This is a genomic window from Variovorax sp. 01N425, assembly GCF_056399465.1.
In genome coordinates this window covers 584,703-598,320 of record NZ_JBFTRJ010000001.1, presented here as the reverse complement: position 1 = coordinate 598,320, position 13,618 = coordinate 584,703, and the positions used below count along the sequence as shown (strand labels likewise).

The window sequence follows — 13,618 nt, the reverse complement described above, 5'->3', positions numbered from 1 at the left end:
TTTTTCGTTTTCTGGTTTCCACTTCCTGCGAGCGACCTGACACATGCCATTGCCTCCCGCCCCCACGAAACGCGCCGCATTGCTCTCGCCGGATGCGCACGATGCACCCGCCCGTTCCTCGCACAGGGGATCGCGCCGCTCGGGCGAATCGCGTACCGATTCGGCGTCGTCGAGCGGCTCTTCCCAGCCGCTGGAATTGTTCGACCGACACGCCGCCGACGCGGTAGGCGGCAGCAGCGAGGCTGCACCGCCGATCCGCGCGAAAGCCAAACCCGCGCCTTCCCGCGGCCAGCGGCAGCATCCCACCGCGCGCCGGGAGCCTGAGGCGCCGGCGCCCGCCGTGCATGCACCCGCGCCACAGCAGCAGCAGATCGCGGCAACGCAGGCCCCGGCGCGGCCCAAGCGCAGCAAATCCAACGGTCCGGCCAAGCTGTTCGTGCTCGACACCAACGTGCTGCTGCACGACCCGATGTGCCTGTTCCGCTTCGAGGAGCACGACATCTTCCTGCCGATGATCGTGCTGGAGGAACTGGACGGCCACAAGAAGGGCACCACGGAAGTGGCCCGCAACGGCCGCCAGACCAGCCGCACGCTCGATGCGCTGGCCGCCGCCCAGGACGCCGACATCGCCAAGGGCCTGAAGCTCGACACCACCGGCCATCGCGAGGCCGGCGGCAAGCTGTTCTTCCAGACCGCGCCGCTCGACTACTCGCTGCCGATCAGCCTGCCCCAGGGCAAGGCCGACAACCAGATCCTCGGCGTGGTGCAGGCCTTGCGCGACCTCTACGCCAACGACCAGCCCGGCCGCCCGAAGCAGGAAGTGGTGCTGGTGTCCAAAGACATCAACATGCGCGTCAAGGCGCGCGCCCTGGGCCTGGCTGCCGACGACTACCAGAACGACAAGACGCTGGAAGACGGCGACCTGCTCTACGCGGGCTCGCTCGCGCTGCCGCCCGACTTCTGGACGCGCCAGAGCAAGACGGTCGAAAGCTGGCAAAGCGGCAGCAACACCTTCTACCGGGTCAGCGGACCGCTGGTGCCCAACCTGTACATCAACCAGTTCGTCTACTTCGAGGCCCCGGGCGAGCCGAGCATGTACGCGCGCGTCACCGAGATCCGCGACAAGACCGCTGTGTTCAAGACCCTCAAGGACTACAGCTCGGGCAAGAACGCGGTCTGGGGCGTGAACACCCGCAACCGCGAGCAGAACTTCGCGATGAACCTGCTCATGGACCCGGAAGTCGACTTCGTCACGCTCACCGGCACCGCCGGCACCGGCAAGACGCTGATGGCGCTCGCCTCGGGCCTCACGCAGGTGCTCGACGACCGTCGCTACACCGAGATCATCATGACCCGCGCCACGGTGAGCGTGGGCGAGGACATCGGCTTCCTGCCCGGCACCGAGGAAGAAAAAATGGGCCCGTGGATGGGCGCGCTCGACGACAACCTCGAGTTCCTTGCCAAGGGCGACGGCGGCGGCGCCGGCGAATGGGGCCGCGCGGCCACCAACGAGCTGATCCGAAGCCGCATCAAGGTCAAGAGCATGAACTTCATGCGCGGGCGCACCTTCCTGAACAAGTACGTGATCATCGACGAGGCGCAGAACCTGACGCCCAAGCAGATGAAGACGCTGATCACCCGCGCCGGTCCGGGCACCAAGATCATCTGCATGGGCAACCTTGCGCAGATCGATACGCCCTACCTGACGGAAGGCTCCTCGGGCCTCACCTTCGCGGTCGACAAGTTCAAGGGCTGGCCGCACGGCGGGCACATCACGCTGGCGCGCGGCGAGCGCTCGCGGCTGGCCGACTTCGCGAGCGACGTGCTCTAAGAGCCGCCGGTCCACGGCCGTCCAAAGGCCCGCAATGCTCCCGGAGCATCGCGGGCCTTTTTTCGTCCGCGATGACAGGCTCCTGACAACACGCTGTCAGGAGGCGGCCCGCACCATCAGGGCTCCTTCAACAACACAACGAAAGCGAGTCCTCCATGCAAAACGCCATCAGCTGGTTCGAGATTCCCGTCACCGACATCGACCGCGCCCAGGCCTTCTACGAAACCGTGCTCGGCCGCAAGCTGCGCCGCGAAGACTTCGGCGGCCAGACGCTCGCCGTGTTCCCCTACGACAAGCCCGCCACCGGCGGCGCCCTGCAGGCCGGCGCGAACGCCAGCGCACGCGCGGGCAGCGGCATCCGCATCTACCTGGACTGCATGCCGAGCATCGATGCCGTGCTGGCGCGTGTCGAAACGGCCGGCGGCCAGATCGTCGCGCCCAAGTCCGCGCTGCCGCCCGGCATGGGCTTCATCGCCCACCTGCGCGACACCGAAGGCAACGAAGTCGGCCTCCACGCGCTCGCCTGAGCCGCACCATGGCACAGCGCAACTGGATCGCCGTTGCCAGCGCCGAGCACGCCCGGCGGGGCCGCGACCACCAGCCGCTCGGCTTCATGCAGGTCGGCCACGGCAAGCTCGGCCCGCTCAAGCGGGTTGCGGCGGGCGACCGCGTCGCCTACTACGCGCCGGCCACCGTCTTCGGCGGTACCGACAAGCTGCAGAGCTTCGTCTCGATCGGCATCGTGCAGCCGGGCGCGCCGTACGAAGCGGACATGGGCAACGGCTTTGTTCCGTGCCGGCTCGACGTGGCCTACGCGGCCTCCCGCGAAACGCCGATCGCGCCCCTGCTGGAACAGCTGGCCTTCATCGAGAACCCGAAGCAGTGGGGCTACAAGTTCCGCTTCGGGCTGTTCGATGTCTCCGACGCCGACATGGTGCTGATCGCACGCGCCATGGAGGCCGACCTGAAGGCGCTCGCGCTCTGAGCGCCACAATCCCGAGATCGATCATCCATGCAGAAGAATCCTCCGATGGAACCCATCCGCCGGCACCACGGCGCCTTCCGGGTCGCAGGCCTCACGGTCCGCACCACCAACCGCGAAGAGAACGACCCCGCAACCGCCCGCATCGGCGCGCTGTGGAATCGCTTCTTCGGCGAGGAGACCTACCGGTCGACGCCCGGCCGCACCGGCGACGCCCGCATCTACGGCGTCTACTCCGGCTACGAATCCGACGCGCACGGCGCCTTCGACCTGACCGTGGGCGTGGCCGTCGCGGACGCAGCGGGCAGCGTGGCCATCGAGGCCGGCAACTATCTCGTCTTCACGGGCCAGGGCGAGATGCCGCAGATGGTGATCGCCGCCTGGCAGCGCATCTGGCAGTATTTCGAAACACACCCGGAAATCGTGCGCCGCTACCGCAGCGATTTCGAAGCCTACGAGGGGCCGGACAACGTGGCGATCCACATCGGAGTTTCATGAACACACGCCAGGGCCGGCGCGAGGCGCTTGCCGGACCATCCCGCGGAGCCTGCTGATGCGGCGTGCCGACCGCCTGTTCCAGCTGGTGCAGATCATCCGCGGGCGCCGGCTCACCACGGCGGCCTTCCTGGCGCAGCGCCTCGAGGTGTCGGAGCGGACGGTCTACCGCGACGTGGCCGACCTGCAGCACCAGGGCGTCCCCATCGAGGGCGAGGCCGGCGTGGGCTACCGGCTGGGTGCGGGCTTCGAGCTGCCGCCGCTGATGTTCACGCAGGACGAGGCTTCGGCGCTCGTGGCCGCGGCACGCCTGGCACAGAGCTGGGTCGATCCGGCGCTCGCGCGCGACATCGAGACCGGGCTCGGCAAGATTCTCTCGGTGCTGCCGCCGGCGGCGCGCGTCTCGGCCGAGGCGCTGGCGCTCTACGCACCTGCACTCGGCCTGGGCGACGCGCTGCGCACGCGGCTGCAGACCCTGCGCGAAGCCGTGCAGGCGCGCCAGAAACTGCGCCTTCACTATCGCGACGTATCGGGCGATGCCAGTGAACGCATCGTGCGTCCGCTCGGCTGCTTCTACTGGGGCAAGGTCTGGACGCTTTCGACCTGGTGCGAGCTGCGCGACGACTTCCGCGGTTTTCGCATCGACCGCATGGATGCGGTCGACGTGCTGCCCGAACGCTTTCGCGACGAAGCAGGCAAGACGCTGGCCGACATGCTGCGCCAGGTGAAGGCGCAGGCGGCCGAAGCGAAGCTGCCGCAGCAGTAGAAATGAAGATGAGGCAGGGTCAGTAGTCGTCGCTGCTGCCGTAGCTGGCCAGGTTCTCGAACTTGGTGAGCGGCTTGAGGAAGGTCAGCTTGACGGTGCCCGTGGGCCCGTTGCGGTGCTTGCTGATGATCACCTCGGCCACGCCCGGCTCCTTGCTGTTCTTGTCGTAGTAGTCGTCGCGGTAGATGAACATGATGATGTCCGCGTCCTGCTCGATGGCGCCGGATTCGCGCAGGTCGCTCATCATGGGACGCTTGTCGGTGCGGCTTTCGACGCCGCGGCTCAACTGCGACAGCGCGATCACCGGGCACTTGAGCTCCTTGGCGAGCATCTTCAGGCCACGCGAGATTTCGCCCACGGCCGTGGCGCGGTTCTCGTCGTTCATGCTGGTCGACACGCTCATGAGCTGGAGGTAGTCGACCACGATCAGGCCGAGGCGCCCGTACTGGCGCGCCAGGCGGCGCGCGTTGGCACGCAGCTCGCTGGTGGTCAGGCCAGGGGTCTCGTCGATGTGCAGCGACACGTTGCGCAGCTTCTCGATCGCTTCCGTGAGGCGCGGCCATTCTTCGTCGCTGAGCTTGCCGGTGCGCAGGTGTCCCTGGTCGATGCGCCCGATCGAACCCACGATGCGCACCGCCAGCTGCGACGCACCCATTTCCATCGAGAAGACCGCCACTGGCAGCCCTTCGTTGAGCGCCACGTGCTCGGCGATGTTGATGGCCAGCGAGGTCTTGCCCATCGAAGGACGCGCGGCCAGCACGATCATGTCGCCCGGCTGCAGGCCCGAGGTCATCTTGTCGAACTCGTAGAAGCCGGTGCGCACGCCCGTGATGTCGTTCGGGTTCTCCGCCATCTCGGTCACGCGGTCGAGCAGTTCGACCACCAGGGCATCCATGCTCTGGAAGCCCTGCTTCATCCGCGTGCCTTCTTCGCCGATGTTGAAGATCTTCTGCTCGGCCTCGTCCAGGATCTTGTCGACCGACTTGCCCTGCGTGTTGAAGGCGTTGGTCGCGATCTCGTCGCTTGCGGAGACGAGTTTCCGCAGGATCGAGCGTTCGCGCACGATCTCCGCGTAGCGGCGGATGTTGCTCGCGCTCGGCACATACTGCGCGAGCGAATTGAGGTAGACCAGGCCGCCGATTTCATCGGCCTTGCCCAGGCCCTGCAGCTGCTCGTAGACCGTGATGACGTCGGCCGGCTTGCTGGCGTTGATCAATCCGCCGATCGCGGCATAGATCAGCTTGTGTTCGTGGCGGTAGAAGTCGCCATCCACCAGCAGGTCGCCCATGCGGTCCCAGGCACCGTTGTCGAGCAGCAGGCCACCGAGCACGCTCGACTCGGCCTCGATCGAATGAGGCGGAATGCGAAGCTGGGCAACTTGACGATCGGCCGACGGGTCATTGTCGGCATAGGAAAAAACGGCGGACATGGACTTCCCTTGCAACCCTGCATGCTAAGCCGCGCACGCACTGGCGTGTGTGGACAACGTTGTGAATAAACAGTGATCTTTCGGTGCATCGCGCTGGAAAACCGGTGCGCAGAAAGACAAAAGCCGCCCGGAGGCGGCTTTTGCGGCAGCGCACAAGGCGCTGTGGACGATCAGGCGGTTTCGCCGTAGACCGTGACGGTGATGTCGACCACCACGTCGGTGTGCAGCGCAACGCTCACGGTGCTGTCGCCGACGACCTTGATCGGGCCGTTGGGCAGGCGCACTTGCGACTTGGCAACCTTGTAGCCTTGCTTGCCCAGTTCTTCGGCGATGTCGCCGTTGGTGACCGAGCCGAACAGGCGGCCGTCGACGCCGGCCTTTTGGGTCAGCTTGACGGTCGTGCCGCCGAGCTTCTCGCCCTGGGCTTGCGACTCGGCCAGCTTGGCGGCCGCAGCCTTTTCGAGTTCGACGCGCTTGGCTTCGAATTCGGCCTTGTTGGCAGCGGTGGCGCGGCGGGCGCGGCCCGTCGGGATCAGGAAGTTGCGTGCATAGCCGTCCTTGACCTTGACGATGTCGCCCAGGCCGCCGACGTTCAGAACCTTGTCCAGAAGAATGATTTGCATGGTGTGTGCTCCTTCTTAGACGCGGTGCTGGTCGCTGTACGGCACCATGGCCAGGAAGCGCGCGCGCTTGATGGCGGTGTTCAGCTGGCGCTGGTAGATCGCGCGCGTGCCGGTCAGGCGGGCGGGGATGATCTTGCCGTTTTCGCTGATGAAGTCACGCAGCGTGTCGATGTCCTTGTAGTCGATTTCCTCGACGCCAGCGACGGTGAAGCGGCAGAAGCGCTTGCGCTTGAACAGCAGCGACTGGGTGTTGCGCTTCGGGCGCTTGTCTTTGTTGAATTTCTTGAACGTGGCCATTTGGGGACCTCTTGTCGAAAATTAATCTTGCTGAAAATCCTGGATGTGCAGGACCGGATGCTTGCCATTGCCCGGTGTCGCGAGGAAACCCTGAAAACGCCAGAGACTTCCCATCGACTGCGTTGCGAGCCGTTCGGCGATGGCGCCGAAGGCAACGGCCCTGAGGGCCGTTTTCACCTGCCTGGCTTTTCCTGCCTCCTGGAGCGTCGACTCGTGTTCGAGCTTCAGATCGATGGCGGGAAGGCCGGCCGGCGTGTATCGCAAGGCTCCGAGTTCGGCAACCGAGGCGGTCAGCACCAGCTGATTGACTCCGGTTGCCGCAGCAGCGGCAGCGGTCACGCCATCAGCTGTTGTTGGCGGCGTATTCGGCCTGCTGAGCCTTGCGGGCTTCTTCGCGCTCGACCGTCTTCATCATCGACGAAGGACCGGTTTCGGCCTTCTTCTTCTGGACGGTGAGGTGGCGCAGCACGGCATCGTTGAACTTGAACGCGTGTTCCAGTTCGCCCATCACGGTTTGCTCGGCTTCGATGTTGACGCACAGGTAGTGCGCCTTGCTGAGCTTGTTGATCTGGTAGGCCAGCTGGCGGCGGCCCCAGTCTTCAACGCGGTGGACCTTGCCGCCGCCGGCCGTGATGAGGCCCTTGTAACGCTCCAGCATGGCCGGAACTTGTTCGCTCTGATCCGGGTGGATCAGCAAAATGATTTCGTAGTGACGCATGGCACTCCTTGTGGATTCTTCCGTGGAAGAGGAAAAGCCACCTGCAGCGTCGGGCGCAGTGTGGCAAGGCAAAGCCGGCTATTGTAGCACTGCTTGCGGCCACGCGTGTCCAGCGTCAGTCTTTCAGGGCCCTGTCCAGCGCCGCGGCCTTCTCTGCGCCCACTGCGGCGCGGATCTTGGGCGCCAGGGCGACCAGGTCTTCGTAGCTGGTGGTGCCTTCGACCTGCAGGTTGAGCCTGAAGCCCATCAGGCCGAGCGAGCCGGTCAATTGGGTGGCAATGGGATAGGCATCCTTGTAGCGCTGCTGCCTGCTGCGCCCGGACGGTGGCGCAGGTTCGGCCGGTTTTGGCGCCGCCGGCGCCTTGCTTGCGGCTGCCGGTGCAGCAGGCGCCTCGGACACGGGCGCCCTGGCTGGCGCCGGCGCAGCCGGCTTGCTTGCCGCCACGGGTCCGAGCAGCCCCAATTCGACCATCTGGTCGATTTCTTCTCGCCCGATGCCCGTTCCGGAGGCAAGCACCTCGTCGACCGAGCGCTTGCCGTCGAACAGGATGAACGCGGTGCGCTGGCGCGGCGAAAGCGGCACCGAGCGATCCTTGAGAACCTGCTGTCCCGCTTCTGTCTTGACAAGAATCATGATGGTTTCTTTCGCGAAATACCGGCGTGTGCGGCAACGAGCGGTTCGCCTTGCGAACCCACTCGCCGCCGGATGTCACGAGTCTGACACGAGTAACACATTGTGATTCATTCCGGCAGGCCGCAAAGCGGGAATTTCCCGATGGGAATCCCGCAGGCCTGCCGTGCGGCGGGCAGGTCCGCCGCCCTCCTCCCTGTCAGCGCTTGGCGAGCTGCTGCCAGGTGTCGATGACGCTGTCCGGATTGAGCGAAATCGACTCGATGCCCTGCTCCGCCAGCCAGAGCGCGAAGTCCGGGTGGTCGCTGGGGCCCTGGCCGCAGATGCCGACGTACTTGCCCTCGGCCTTGCAGGCCTTGATGACGCGGCTCAGCAGCGCCTTGATGGCCGGGTCGCGCTCGTCGAAGTCGGCGGCCAGCAGTTCGAGCCCCGAATCGCGGTCCAGGCCGAGCGTGAGCTGGGTCAGGTCGTTCGAGCCGATCGAGAAGCCGTCGAAGTACTTCAGGAACTCTTCCGGCAGGATGGCGTTGCTCGGCACCTCGCACATCATGATCAGCTTGAGCTCGTTCTCGCCGCGCTTGAGGCCATGTTCGCCAAGCAGCGTGGTGACGCGCTCGGCCTGGCCCAGCGTGCGCACGAAGGGCACCATGATCTGCACGTTGACGAGGCCCATGTCGTTGCGCACGCGCTTGAGCGCCTCGCATTCCATGGCAAAGGCCTCGCCAAAATCCTTGCTCAGGTAGCGCGCGGCGCCGCGGAAGCCGAGCATCGGGTTTTCTTCTTCCGGCTCGTAGCGGCTGCCGCCGATCAGCTTGCGGTATTCGTTCGACTTGAAGTCCGACAGGCGGACGATCACCTTCTTGGGCCAGAAGGCCGCAGCGATGGTCGCGATGCCTTCGGCCACCTTGTCGACATAGAAGGCGCGCGGCGAGGCATGGCCGCGGGCCACGGATTCAACGGCCTTCTTCAGGTCGTTGTCGACGTTCGGATAGTCGAGGATCGCCTTCGGATGCACGCCGATGTTGTTGTTGATGATGAACTCGAGGCGGGCCAGGCCCACGCCGTGGTTCGGCAGCTGCGCGAAGTCGAAGGCCAGCTGCGGGTTGCCGACGTTCATCATCAGCTGGATGTCGATCTCGGGCATCACGCCGCGCTGCACTTCGGTCACCTCGGTTTCGAGCAGGCCGTCGTAGATGAAGCCGGTGTCGCCCTCGGCGCAGCTCACGGTCACCAGCGTGCCGTCCTTCAGCAGGTCGGTGGCGTCGCCGCAGCCGACCACGGCTGGAATGCCGAGCTCGCGCGCGATGATGGCCGCGTGGCAGGTGCGCCCGCCGCGGTTGGTGACGATGGCGGCGGCGCGCTTCATCACCGGCTCCCAGTTGGGGTCGGTCATGTCGGTGACGAGCACGTCGCCGGCCTGGACCTTGTCCATTTCGCTGATGTTGTGCACGAGCCGCACGGGGCCGGTACCGATCTTCTGGCCGATGGCACGGCCTTCGGCGAGCACCGCCCCCTTGCCCAGCAGCTTGTAGCGCTGCTCGGCCTTGCCCTGCTGCTGGCTCTTCACGGTTTCAGGGCGCGCCTGCAGGATGTAGAGCTGGCCGTCGGTGCCGTCCTTGCCCCACTCGATGTCCATCGGGCGGCCATAGTGTTCTTCGATCACGAGCGCGTACCTGGCGAGCTGCTCGACGTCGGCGTCGCTCAGCGAATAGCGATTGCGCTGCTCGGTCTTGACGTCGGTGGTCTTCACCAGCTTGCCGGTGGCCTTTTTCTCCTCGGGCGTGGCGAACTCCATCTGGATCAGCTTGGAGCCCAGGTTGCGGCGGATCACGGCCTTCTTGCCGGCGCGCAGCGTGGGCTTGTGAACGTAGAACTCGTCGGGGTTCACGGCGCCCTGCACCACCGTTTCACCGAGGCCGTAGCTCGAGGTGATGAACACCACGTCCTCGAAGCCCGACTCGGTGTCGATGGTGAACATCACGCCGGCCGCGCCGAGGTCCGAGCGGACCATGCGCTGCACGCCCGCCGAGAGCGCCACCACGTCGTGCGCGAAGCCCTTGTGCACGCGGTAGCTGATGGCGCGGTCGTTGTAGAGGGAAGCAAAGACTTCCTTCATCTTGTGCAGCACGTCGCCGATGCCGACCACGTTCAGGAAGGTTTCCTGCTGGCCCGCGAAGGAGGCGTCGGGCAGATCTTCGGCCGTGGCCGAGGAGCGCACGGCGAACGAGGCGGCGGAGTTGCCTTCGCTCAGCTTCGCGAACGCCTCGGTGATGGCTTTCTGCAGGTCGGCCGGAAAGGGCTGGGCCTCGACCATCGCGCGGATCTCGGCGCCGGCCACGGCCAGCGCCCGCACGTCTTCGGTGTCCAGGGCGGCGAGCCGCTTGCTGATCTTGTCGGCCAGGCCGTCGTGGGCCAGGAACTGGCGGAACGCATGCGCCGTGGTCGCGAAGCCCGTGGGCACCCGCACGCCCTGCGGCAATTGCGAGATCATTTCGCCGAGGCTGGCGTTCTTGCCGCCGACCGACTCGACGTCGGTCATCCTCAGGTTTTCAAACGGTACGACCAGGGCGGTCGCGTCGAAAAGTGCAGACATGGGAAAGCTCCAGAAGTTGAAACCGGTGCTGCATGCAGACGGCGCGGCACGATCGTTGTCGTTGCTTTGGGTGCGGGCGCGGTGTGCATGGAAAGAATTGGGGGTGGGAAGGCGGATTCCCGATAATGGCCCGGATTGTAGGCGTGGCGAGATTGCACGCGCCGCAGGACAAGGCCGCAAGAGCAACACCATGCACACACGCACCGTTTTCTTCATTTCCGACGGCACCGGCATCACCGCCGAAACATTCGGTAACGCCGTGCTGGCCCAATTCGAGATGAAGCCGCGCCACGTGCGGCTGCCGTTCACCGACACGGTCGACAAGGCGCACCAGGCGGTGCGGCAGATCAACCACACGGCCGAACTGGAAGGTGTGCGCCCCATCGTCTTCACGACGCTCGCGAACATGGAAGTGCTGGAGGTGATCGAAACCGGCTGCAAGGGCATGCTGCTCGACATGTTCGGCACCTTCGTGCGGCCGCTGGAGATCGAGCTGGCGGTGAAGTCGAACCACCGCATCGGCCGCTTCAGCGACGTCAGCAAGAGCAAGGAATACGACGCCCGCATTGCGGCCATCGATTTCAGCCTGGCCCACGACGACGGCCAGAGCAACCGGGACCTCGAAGGCGCCGACGTGATCCTGGTGGGCGTGAGCCGCAGCGGCAAGACGCCGACTTCGCTCTACCTGGCAATGCAGCACGGCCTGAAGGCGGCCAACTATCCGCTGATTCCGGAAGACTTCGAGCGCAAGCAATTGCCGCCGGCGCTGATGCCGCACCGCAAGAAGATCTTCGGCCTCACCATCCAGCCCGAGCGCCTGAGCCAGATCCGCAACGAGCGCCGGCCGGATTCGCGCTACGCCAGCCTCGAGAACTGCCGCAACGAGGTGAGCGAAGCCGAGGCCATGATGCGCCGCGCCGGCATCCGGTGGCTCTCCACGACCACCAAGTCGATCGAGGAGATCGCCACCACCATCCTGCAGGAGCTGAAGCCGGAGCGGCTGGTTTACTGAGCCGCCTGCTCAGCCGGGGCCGAGGTCCGGATCAGGTGATCGAAGGCGCCGAGCGCGGCCTTCGCCCCGTCGCCGGCCGCGATGATGATCTGCTTGAACGGCACGGTCGTCACGTCGCCCGCGGCAAACACGCCCGGTACCGAGGTCTGGCCCCTGGCGTCGACCACGATCTCGCCGTGCTTGGTCAGCTCGACCACGCCCTTGAGCCAGTCGGTGTTGGGCACCAGGCCGATCTGGATGAACACGCCTTCGAGTTCGACCTTCTTCAGCTCGCCCGTCGCGCGGTCCTTGTAGACCAGGCCGTTGACCTTCTGGTCGCCGGTGATCTCGGTGGTCTGCGCGTTGGTGAACACGTCGACGTTCTTCAGGCTCTTGAGCTTGCGCTGCAGCACGGCGTCGGCGCGCAGCTGCGTGTCGAACTCGATCAGCGTGACATGGCCGACGATGCCGGCCAGGTCGATGGCCGCTTCGACGCCCGAATTGCCGCCGCCGATCACCGCCACGCGCTTGCCCTTGAACAGCGGGCCGTCGCAGTGCGGGCAGTAGGCCACGCCCTTGTTCTTGAACTCGTGCTCGCCGGGCACGTTGATGTTGCGCCAGCGCGCGCCGGTCGAGATGATGATCGATTTGCTCTTGAGCGAAGCGCCGCTCTCGAGCTGCACCTCGATCAGGTCCTTGCCCGGAACCAGCGCCTTGGCGCGCTGCAGGTTCATGATGTCGACGTCGTAGTCGCGCACATGCTCTTCGAGCGCATGGGCGAACTTCGGTCCTTCGGTTTCCTTGATCGAGATGAAGTTCTCGATGCCCAGCGTGTCGAGCACCTGGCCGCCGAAGCGCTCCGATGCCACGCCCGTGCGGATGCCCTTGCGCGCCGCATACACGGCCGCCGCCGCGCCGGCCGGGCCGCCGCCGACGATCAGCACGTCGAACGGGTCCTTGGCGGCGATCTTCTTCGCTTCGCGCTCGACACCGCTGGTGTCGATCTTCGCGAGGATCTCTTCCAGGCTCATGCGGCCCTGGCCGAACTCGGTGCCGTTCAGGAACACGGTGGGCACGGCCATCACCTGGCGTTCCTTGACCTCTTCCTGGAAGGTGCCGCCCTCGATCATGGTGGTGCGGATGCGCGGGTTCTGGATGGCCATCAGGTTCAGGGCCTGGACCACATCGGGGCAGTTGTGGCAGGTGAGCGAAACGTAGATCTCGAACTCGAAGTCGCCGTCGAGCGCGCGGATCTGGTCGAGCACCGCCTGCTCGACCTTCGGGGGATAGCCGCCGATCTGCAGCAGTGCAAGGATCAGCGAGGTGAATTCATGGCCCATCGGCAGGCCGGCAAAACGCGGGCCGTGGTTCTCGCTCGGGCGATTGACCGAGAAAGAGGGCTTGCGATGGTTGTCGTCGCGGCTTTCGGTCAGCTTGACCAGCGGCGACGCTTCGGCGACGTCCTTCAGCAGCGACAGCATTTCGCCCGAGGCCTTGCTGTCGTCGAGCGAGGCGACGATCTCGATCGGCTGCGTGGCGCGTTCGAGGTAACTCTTCAATTGGGCTTTGGTGCTGGCGTCGAGCATGACGGACTCTCTTTCGATAACTGAAAACTATCAACTGGGGACAAAAAAGCCCGGGGCCGCGTGAGCGCCCGGGCTTTCGCGCGGGGGCGCTTAGATCTTGCCGACGAGGTCGAACGACGGCGCGATGGTCTTGTCGCCTTCGTTCCACTTGGCCGGGCAGACTTCGTTCGGATGGGCGGCGGTGTAGACCGCTGCCTTCAGCTTGCGCAGGGTTTCCTTGACGTCGCGGGCGATTTCGTTGGAGTGCACTTCGGCGGTCTTGATGATGCCTTCCGGATTGATCACGAAGGTGCCGCGCAGTGCCAGGCCTTCTTCGGGGATGTGCACGCCGAAAGCGTTGGTCAGCGTGTGGGTGGGGTCGCCCACCAGGGGGAACTTGGCCTTGCCGACGGCCGGCGACGTGTCGTGCCAGACCTTGTGCGAGAAGTGCGTGTCGGTGGTCACGATGTAGACCTCGGCACCCAGCTTCTGGAACTCGGGGTAGTTGTCGGCCGCGTCTTCGACTTCGGTCGGGCAGTTGAAGGTGAAGGCTGCGGGCATGAAGATCAGCACGGACCATTTGCCCTTGAGCGTCTCGTCGGACACATCGATGAACTTGCCGTTGAGGTAGGCCTGGGTCTTGAAGGGTTGGACTTGGGTGTTGATCAGGGACATGGTGATTCCTTGGATGCTGCGG

General features: G+C 65.3%; 15 protein-coding genes. 6 read left to right on the top strand and 9 right to left on the bottom strand.

Features of this window, described 5'->3' with window-relative positions:
* Window positions 1-43: 43 nt before the first annotated feature.
* From AC1DSC_RS02930 to AC1DSC_RS02910, 5 genes are all read left to right on the top strand, one after another.
* The gene (locus AC1DSC_RS02930) at window positions 44-1,831 is read left to right on the top strand and encodes a PhoH family protein (RefSeq protein WP_018902997.1); all 1,788 of its coding nucleotides are present in this window, start codon (window positions 44-46) and stop codon (window positions 1,829-1,831) included.
* A gap of 155 nt (window positions 1,832-1,986) precedes the next feature.
* The gene (locus AC1DSC_RS02925; RefSeq protein WP_436298294.1) at window positions 1,987-2,358 is read left to right on the top strand and encodes a VOC family protein; all 372 of its coding nucleotides are present in this window, start codon (window positions 1,987-1,989) and stop codon (window positions 2,356-2,358) included.
* Window positions 2,359-2,366: 8 nt separating this feature from the next.
* On the top strand, window positions 2,367-2,816 hold the full coding sequence (locus AC1DSC_RS02920) for an EVE domain-containing protein (protein ID WP_012746963.1): 450 nt from the start codon (window positions 2,367-2,369) through the stop codon (window positions 2,814-2,816).
* Between the two features lie 27 nt (window positions 2,817-2,843).
* The gene (locus AC1DSC_RS02915) at window positions 2,844-3,311 is read left to right on the top strand and encodes a GyrI-like domain-containing protein (protein ID WP_436298293.1); all 468 of its coding nucleotides are present in this window, start codon (window positions 2,844-2,846) and stop codon (window positions 3,309-3,311) included.
* 55 nt (window positions 3,312-3,366) lie between these two features.
* Window positions 3,367-4,074, top strand: coding sequence for a helix-turn-helix transcriptional regulator (locus AC1DSC_RS02910; protein WP_018902999.1), 708 nt, complete (start codon window positions 3,367-3,369; stop codon window positions 4,072-4,074).
* A gap of 19 nt (window positions 4,075-4,093) precedes the next feature.
* On the opposite strand, the gene dnaB is transcribed toward AC1DSC_RS02910, so the two are convergent.
* The 7 genes from dnaB to ppsA form a co-directional block, all read right to left on the bottom strand.
* Window positions 4,094-5,503, bottom strand: a complete 1,410-nt coding sequence (dnaB, locus tag AC1DSC_RS02905) for a replicative DNA helicase (RefSeq protein ID WP_018903000.1) — start codon at window positions 5,501-5,503, stop codon at window positions 4,094-4,096.
* A 170-nt stretch (window positions 5,504-5,673) separates the two neighbouring features.
* The gene (gene rplI / locus AC1DSC_RS02900; RefSeq protein ID WP_007830783.1) at window positions 5,674-6,126 is read right to left on the bottom strand and encodes a 50S ribosomal protein L9; all 453 of its coding nucleotides are present in this window, start codon (window positions 6,124-6,126) and stop codon (window positions 5,674-5,676) included.
* 15 nt (window positions 6,127-6,141) lie between these two features.
* On the bottom strand, window positions 6,142-6,423 hold the full coding sequence (rpsR, locus tag AC1DSC_RS02895) for a 30S ribosomal protein S18 (protein WP_007830781.1): 282 nt from the start codon (window positions 6,421-6,423) through the stop codon (window positions 6,142-6,144).
* A 21-nt stretch (window positions 6,424-6,444) separates the two neighbouring features.
* The gene (priB, locus tag AC1DSC_RS02890) at window positions 6,445-6,762 is read right to left on the bottom strand and encodes a primosomal replication protein N (protein ID WP_230537706.1); all 318 of its coding nucleotides are present in this window, start codon (window positions 6,760-6,762) and stop codon (window positions 6,445-6,447) included.
* A gap of 4 nt (window positions 6,763-6,766) precedes the next feature.
* On the bottom strand, window positions 6,767-7,141 hold the full coding sequence (gene rpsF / locus AC1DSC_RS02885; RefSeq protein ID WP_012746958.1) for a 30S ribosomal protein S6: 375 nt from the start codon (window positions 7,139-7,141) through the stop codon (window positions 6,767-6,769).
* Between the two features lie 115 nt (window positions 7,142-7,256).
* Window positions 7,257-7,775 carry a hypothetical protein gene (locus tag AC1DSC_RS02880; protein WP_012746957.1) on the bottom strand — a complete coding sequence of 173 codons (519 nt, stop codon included), beginning with the start codon at window positions 7,773-7,775 and terminating at the stop codon, window positions 7,257-7,259.
* Window positions 7,776-7,971: 196 nt separating this feature from the next.
* Window positions 7,972-10,365 carry a phosphoenolpyruvate synthase gene (ppsA, locus tag AC1DSC_RS02875; protein WP_018903001.1) on the bottom strand — a complete coding sequence of 798 codons (2,394 nt, stop codon included), beginning with the start codon at window positions 10,363-10,365 and terminating at the stop codon, window positions 7,972-7,974.
* Window positions 10,366-10,555: 190 nt separating this feature from the next.
* Here ppsA and ppsR point away from each other — a divergent pair, with 190 nt between their 5' ends.
* A complete protein-coding gene (gene ppsR, locus AC1DSC_RS02870) occupies window positions 10,556-11,377 on the top strand; it encodes a posphoenolpyruvate synthetase regulatory kinase/phosphorylase PpsR (RefSeq protein ID WP_012746955.1) in 822 nt (273 codons plus the stop codon).
* On the opposite strand, the gene ahpF is transcribed toward ppsR, so the two are convergent.
* Together ahpF and ahpC are read right to left on the bottom strand one after the other, a co-directional pair.
* Window positions 11,371-12,942, bottom strand: coding sequence for an alkyl hydroperoxide reductase subunit F (gene ahpF / locus AC1DSC_RS02865; RefSeq protein ID WP_012746954.1), 1,572 nt, complete (start codon window positions 12,940-12,942; stop codon window positions 11,371-11,373). The genes ppsR and ahpF overlap by 7 nt on opposite strands.
* A 90-nt stretch (window positions 12,943-13,032) precedes the next feature.
* Window positions 13,033-13,596 (bottom strand): alkyl hydroperoxide reductase subunit C, encoded by a 564-nt coding sequence (gene ahpC / locus AC1DSC_RS02860; protein WP_007830764.1) that lies wholly within the window; start codon window positions 13,594-13,596, stop codon window positions 13,033-13,035.
* Between the last annotated feature and the right edge of the window lie 22 nt (window positions 13,597-13,618).

Coding starts and splice junctions, on each gene's coding strand:
- AC1DSC_RS02930 (WP_018902997.1), top strand. CDS start 44: ATGCCATTGCCTCCCGCCCCCACGAAACGCGCCGCATTGCTCTCGCCG.
- AC1DSC_RS02925 (WP_436298294.1), top strand. CDS start 1,987: ATGCAAAACGCCATCAGCTGGTTCGAGATTCCCGTCACCGACATCGAC.
- AC1DSC_RS02920 (WP_012746963.1), top strand. CDS start 2,367: ATGGCACAGCGCAACTGGATCGCCGTTGCCAGCGCCGAGCACGCCCGG.
- AC1DSC_RS02915 (WP_436298293.1), top strand. CDS start 2,844: ATGCAGAAGAATCCTCCGATGGAACCCATCCGCCGGCACCACGGCGCC.
- AC1DSC_RS02910 (WP_018902999.1), top strand. CDS start 3,367: ATGCGGCGTGCCGACCGCCTGTTCCAGCTGGTGCAGATCATCCGCGGG.
- dnaB (WP_018903000.1), bottom strand. CDS start 5,503: ATGTCCGCCGTTTTTTCCTATGCCGACAATGACCCGTCGGCCGATCGT.
- rplI (WP_007830783.1), bottom strand. CDS start 6,126: ATGCAAATCATTCTTCTGGACAAGGTTCTGAACGTCGGCGGCCTGGGC.
- rpsR (WP_007830781.1), bottom strand. CDS start 6,423: ATGGCCACGTTCAAGAAATTCAACAAAGACAAGCGCCCGAAGCGCAAC.
- rpsF (WP_012746958.1), bottom strand. CDS start 7,141: ATGCGTCACTACGAAATCATTTTGCTGATCCACCCGGATCAGAGCGAA.
- AC1DSC_RS02880 (WP_012746957.1), bottom strand. CDS start 7,775: ATGATTCTTGTCAAGACAGAAGCGGGACAGCAGGTTCTCAAGGATCGC.
- ppsA (WP_018903001.1), bottom strand. CDS start 10,365: ATGTCTGCACTTTTCGACGCGACCGCCCTGGTCGTACCGTTTGAAAAC.
- ppsR (WP_012746955.1), top strand. CDS start 10,556: ATGCACACACGCACCGTTTTCTTCATTTCCGACGGCACCGGCATCACC.
- ahpF (WP_012746954.1), bottom strand. CDS start 12,942: ATGCTCGACGCCAGCACCAAAGCCCAATTGAAGAGTTACCTCGAACGC.
- ahpC (WP_007830764.1), bottom strand. CDS start 13,596: ATGTCCCTGATCAACACCCAAGTCCAACCCTTCAAGACCCAGGCCTAC.